General features: G+C 64.3%; 4 protein-coding genes and 1 riboswitch. Of the genes, 3 read left to right on the top strand and 1 reads right to left on the bottom strand.

Annotation, left to right across the window (positions count from 1 at the left end; translation table 11 throughout):
* The first annotated feature begins 17 nt into the window (after positions 1–17).
* The gene (gene mtnA, locus EN969_RS15205) at positions 18–1,112 is read left to right on the top strand and encodes an S-methyl-5-thioribose-1-phosphate isomerase (RefSeq protein WP_013532924.1); all 1,095 of its coding nucleotides are present in this window, start codon (positions 18–20) and stop codon (positions 1,110–1,112) included.
* A gap of 10 nt (positions 1,113–1,122) precedes the next feature.
* Here mtnA and EN969_RS15200 read toward each other — a convergent pair whose 3' ends face one another.
* On the bottom strand, positions 1,123–1,662 hold the full coding sequence (locus EN969_RS15200; protein ID WP_013532925.1) for an Lrp/AsnC family transcriptional regulator: 540 nt from the start codon (positions 1,660–1,662) through the stop codon (positions 1,123–1,125).
* Between the two features lie 49 nt (positions 1,663–1,711).
* Here EN969_RS15200 and EN969_RS15195 point away from each other — a divergent pair, with 49 nt between their 5' ends.
* Positions 1,712–2,881 carry an MFS transporter gene (locus EN969_RS15195; protein WP_063167605.1) on the top strand — a complete coding sequence of 390 codons (1,170 nt, stop codon included), beginning with the start codon at positions 1,712–1,714 and terminating at the stop codon, positions 2,879–2,881.
* Positions 2,882–2,947: 66 nt separating this feature from the next.
* A riboswitch (FMN riboswitch) is annotated at positions 2,948–3,162 on the top strand.
* A gap of 77 nt (positions 3,163–3,239) precedes the next feature.
* Positions 3,240–3,713, top strand: a complete 474-nt coding sequence (locus tag EN969_RS15190; protein WP_063167604.1) for a 6,7-dimethyl-8-ribityllumazine synthase — start codon at positions 3,240–3,242, stop codon at positions 3,711–3,713.
* Positions 3,714–3,759 lie beyond the last annotated feature (46 nt).

Genomic DNA, 3,759 nt, shown 5'->3' with positions numbered 1-3,759 from the left:
GAACAGGAGAGCAGCATTTGAACGTCGGCGACCGCCACTATCGCACCATCTGGCTGAGCGACGATGGCCGTTCGGTCGATATCATCGACCAGCGCTGGCTGCCGCATGATTTCCGCATCGAGAGGATCGGCACGGTTGCCGGCATCGCCACCGCCATCCGCGACATGTGGGTGCGCGGCGCGCCGCTGATCGGCGTCACCGCTGCCTATGGCGTCGCCATGCAGATGGCCGACGATGCGTCGGATGCAGCGCTCGACGCCGTGTGGGAGACCCTGCACGAGACGCGGCCGACCGCGATCAATCTGCGCTGGGCGCTGGACGAAATGCGGCGCTTCCTGCGGCCTTTGCCTACCGAACAACGCGCTGCAGCCGCCTATCGGCGGGCCAGTGAGATCGCCGACGAAGATGTCGGCCTCAACCGCGCCATCGGCGAGAACGGTCTCACCATCATCAAGGCGATCGCGGCGCGCAAGCAGAAGGGCGAGCCGGTCAACATCCTGACCCATTGCAATGCCGGCTGGCTGGCGACGGTCGATTACGGCACGGCGACCGCGCCGATCTACCTGGCCACAGAAGCCGGCATTCCGGTCCATGTCTATGTCGACGAGACGCGGCCGCGCAACCAGGGCGCCCAGCTGACCGCCTGGGAGATGGCCGGGCACGGCGTGCCGCACACGCTGATCGTCGACAATGCCGGCGGCCATCTGATGCAGCGCGGCGCAATCGACATGGTCATCGTCGGTACCGACCGCACCACCGCCGACGGCGACGTCTGCAACAAGATCGGCACCTATCTCAAGGCGCTCGCCGCCGCCGACAACGACGTGCCGTTCTATGTCGCGCTGCCGTCGCCGACCATCGACTGGACGGTGCATGACGGACTGGCCGAAATCCCGATCGAGCAACGCTCGGCCGACGAGGTCTCGCTGGTCTGGGGCAAGACCGCCGCCGGCGAGATTGCCCAGGTGCGCATTTCGCCTGAGACGACGCCGGCGGCCAACCCGGCCTTCGACGTGACGCCGGCGCGGCTGGTGACCGGCCTGATCACCGAGCGCGGTGTCGCCAAGGCCTCGCGCGAGGGCCTGAAGCAGATGTTTCCCGAGCGGGCGTAGCCGCTCGCTTCTAGTACAGAGGCTCGGCCATGTGCTTGGGTGTCGGCCAAGTCTCGGTGATACCCGGCTGCACCGGCCGCTCCAGATAGGTCGAGAGCACCACATAGCTGCGCGTCGAGGTGACGCCCGGCGTTTCGTAGAGGCGCGCCAAAAGGCCTTCGAGGGCCCTGGTGTCTTCGGTGCGGACCTTCAGCAGCATGCAGGTGTCGCCGGCGACGGTATGGATTTCCTCCACTTCGGGATATTGCGAGACCGCCATCAGTTCCGGCGTCTTTCCCCAGCCCCTGGTGTCGATATGGACAAAGGCGAGCAAAGGCTTTTTCACCGCCCGGGGATCGATGATGGTGACCGTGTTGCGGATGGCGCCGCTGCGCCGGAGCCGTTTGACCCGCTCATGCGCTGCCGGTGGCGACAAGCCGACGCGATCGCCGAGTTCGGCGTAGCTGATCGTGGCATCATCGACCAGGACACCTAATATTCTTCGGTCTATCGCGTCGAGATCGCGGGCCGCCGGCCTGTTCTGCAGAATGCCATCTGTTTCTTCATCCATGGCGAAATTCCTGGTTCTCCGCTGAATAGAATACGGCCATTATGCCGATATGTCGAACATTGATCAACTTGCACCATTGACTGCCCGAGCCCCGATCCCGGCGCTTGCCTATCTGTTGACGGGCTGCATCGCGGTCATCGGCTCGAACTCGCTGGTGCTGGGTCCGATTGCACCGGCTGTCGCCTCGTCGTTCGGGACCAGCGTGCCGGCCGTGATGATTGCGGCGGCCGCGTTCGGCCTCGGCACCTCTGCCAGCGCGCTGTTCCTGGCGCGCTACATCGACCGGCTCGGTGCTCGCAGAATGCTGCAGGGCGCACTGCTGCTGTTGGCACTGGCGCTGGTCGCCAGCGCCGCGGCACCCACGGTGATCATGCTGGTCGCCGCACAGCTGCTGGCCGGCATCGCCGCCGGCGTCGCCATGCCGGCGATCTATGCCAGCGCGGCGGCCATCGCCCCACCGGGCAGGGAGAGCGGCACGATCGGCGTCGTGCTGACCGGATGGACGCTCAGCATGGTCGCCGGCGTCTCGCTGTCGGCCGTGCTTGCCGATCTTGTGCATTGGCGCGCCGTTTTCGTGGCGGTCGCGGTGCTTGCGGCCCTTGCATGGATGGGACTGACAGTGACGTCGCTCAGCGACACCAGGAAGGCCGGACCGGCGCCCGCCCCGCTGGAAGCGCTCGGCATTCCCGGAATCCTGCCGCTGCTGGTCGCGTGCGCGGCCTTCATGACTTCGTTCTACGGCGTCTATGGCTATCTCGGCGACCATCTTCATGTCGGGCTTGGACAGCCGGTGAGTGCCAATGGCCTGGCGGCGCTTGCCTACGGCATAGGCTTCGGCACCGCTGCTCTGCTCGACGGCGTCATCGACAGACTGGGTGCGCGGCGCGTCATGCCGTTTGCCTATCTTCTTGTCGCCGTCGTCTACGTCGCGATGGCGGCGACGAGCGACAGTTTCGGGCTGACCTTGACCATGGTGGCAATCTGGGGACTGGCCAATCATTTCGGCCTGAACGTCCTGGTGATGCGCCTGTCGGCGCTCGATCCGTCGCGGCGCGGCACGATCATGGGGCTGAACAGTGCGGTGACTTACCTCGCGGTCTTTGTCGGCACCACCAGCTTCGGGCCGCTTTATTCCAACTTCGGCTTTGCTGTCTGCGTGATGGTTGCAGCACTGCTCATGCTGATCGCCGCATCGGCGGCGGCGTGGCGCACGCGGTAGTCGAACGTGCTTGGCCCAACCTTCTCACGGTTGACAGCAGCGTCCTGCCCTTTCATACAAAGCCGTTAATGTTCTCAGGGCGGGGTGAAAGTCCCCACCGGCGGTAAGGGTTTCTACCCAAGCCCGCGAGCGCTTTCCGGTCCACGCATCAATGCGTGGATTCTTAAGTGCTAGAGCGTCCTTTACGCGTCCAAGGGACGCGTGGCGCTCTAGTGGAAAGGTCAGCAGATCCGGTGTGATTCCGGAGCCGACGGTTACAGTCCGGATGGAAGAGGACGAAACGGAAGCCGGCCCGCTTTTTGCGGGCTTAATCCGTATCGTGCGTCCTGATTCTGGTTCGAAACGGAAGGATGGACCCATGAATCAGCATTCCCATAAAGACTATGAAACGACCCGCATCGCCGTTATCCGCGCGCGCTGGCATGCCGACATCGTCGACCAGTGCGTACAGGCCTTCGAAGCTGAACTGGCCTCTCTGGGAGACGAGCGCTTCACCGTCGACATCTTCGACGTGCCCGGCGCCTATGAAATTCCCCTGCATGCCAAGACCCTGGCCGGGACCGGCCGTTATGCCGCGATCCTCGGCACAGCCTTTGTGGTCAATGGCGGCATCTACCGGCATGAGTTCGTCGCAAGTGCTGTCATCGACGGCATGATGAACGTGCAGCTGTCGACCGGCGTGCCGGTGCTGTCGGCGGTGCTCACCCCGCACAACTACCACGACAGCGCCGAGCACCACCGCTTCTTCTTCGAGCACTTCACTGTCAAGGGCAAGGAAGCGGCGAACGCCTGCGTGCAACTCCTGGCGGCGCGGGACCTGATCGCGGCCTGAGGTCGTCAAACTGGCCGGATTTCAACCCTGCAACAAGAATTGCGAT

The organism is Mesorhizobium sp. M7A.F.Ca.CA.003.01.2.1 (genome assembly GCF_003998945.1).
Lineage (GTDB): Bacteria > Pseudomonadota > Alphaproteobacteria > Rhizobiales > Rhizobiaceae > Mesorhizobium > Mesorhizobium ciceri.
Note: the sequence above shows the minus strand (reverse complement) of the source record. Positions and strands in the feature narration are given on the sequence as shown.

Excerpts from the sequence above, each read along its gene's own strand:
- EN969_RS15200 (WP_013532925.1), bottom strand. The coding sequence starts at position 1,662 with ATGGATGAAGAAACAGATGGCATTCTGCAGAACAGGCCGGCGGCCCGC.
- EN969_RS15195 (WP_063167605.1), top strand. The coding sequence starts at position 1,712 with ATGTCGAACATTGATCAACTTGCACCATTGACTGCCCGAGCCCCGATC.
- EN969_RS15190 (WP_063167604.1), top strand. The coding sequence starts at position 3,240 with ATGAATCAGCATTCCCATAAAGACTATGAAACGACCCGCATCGCCGTT.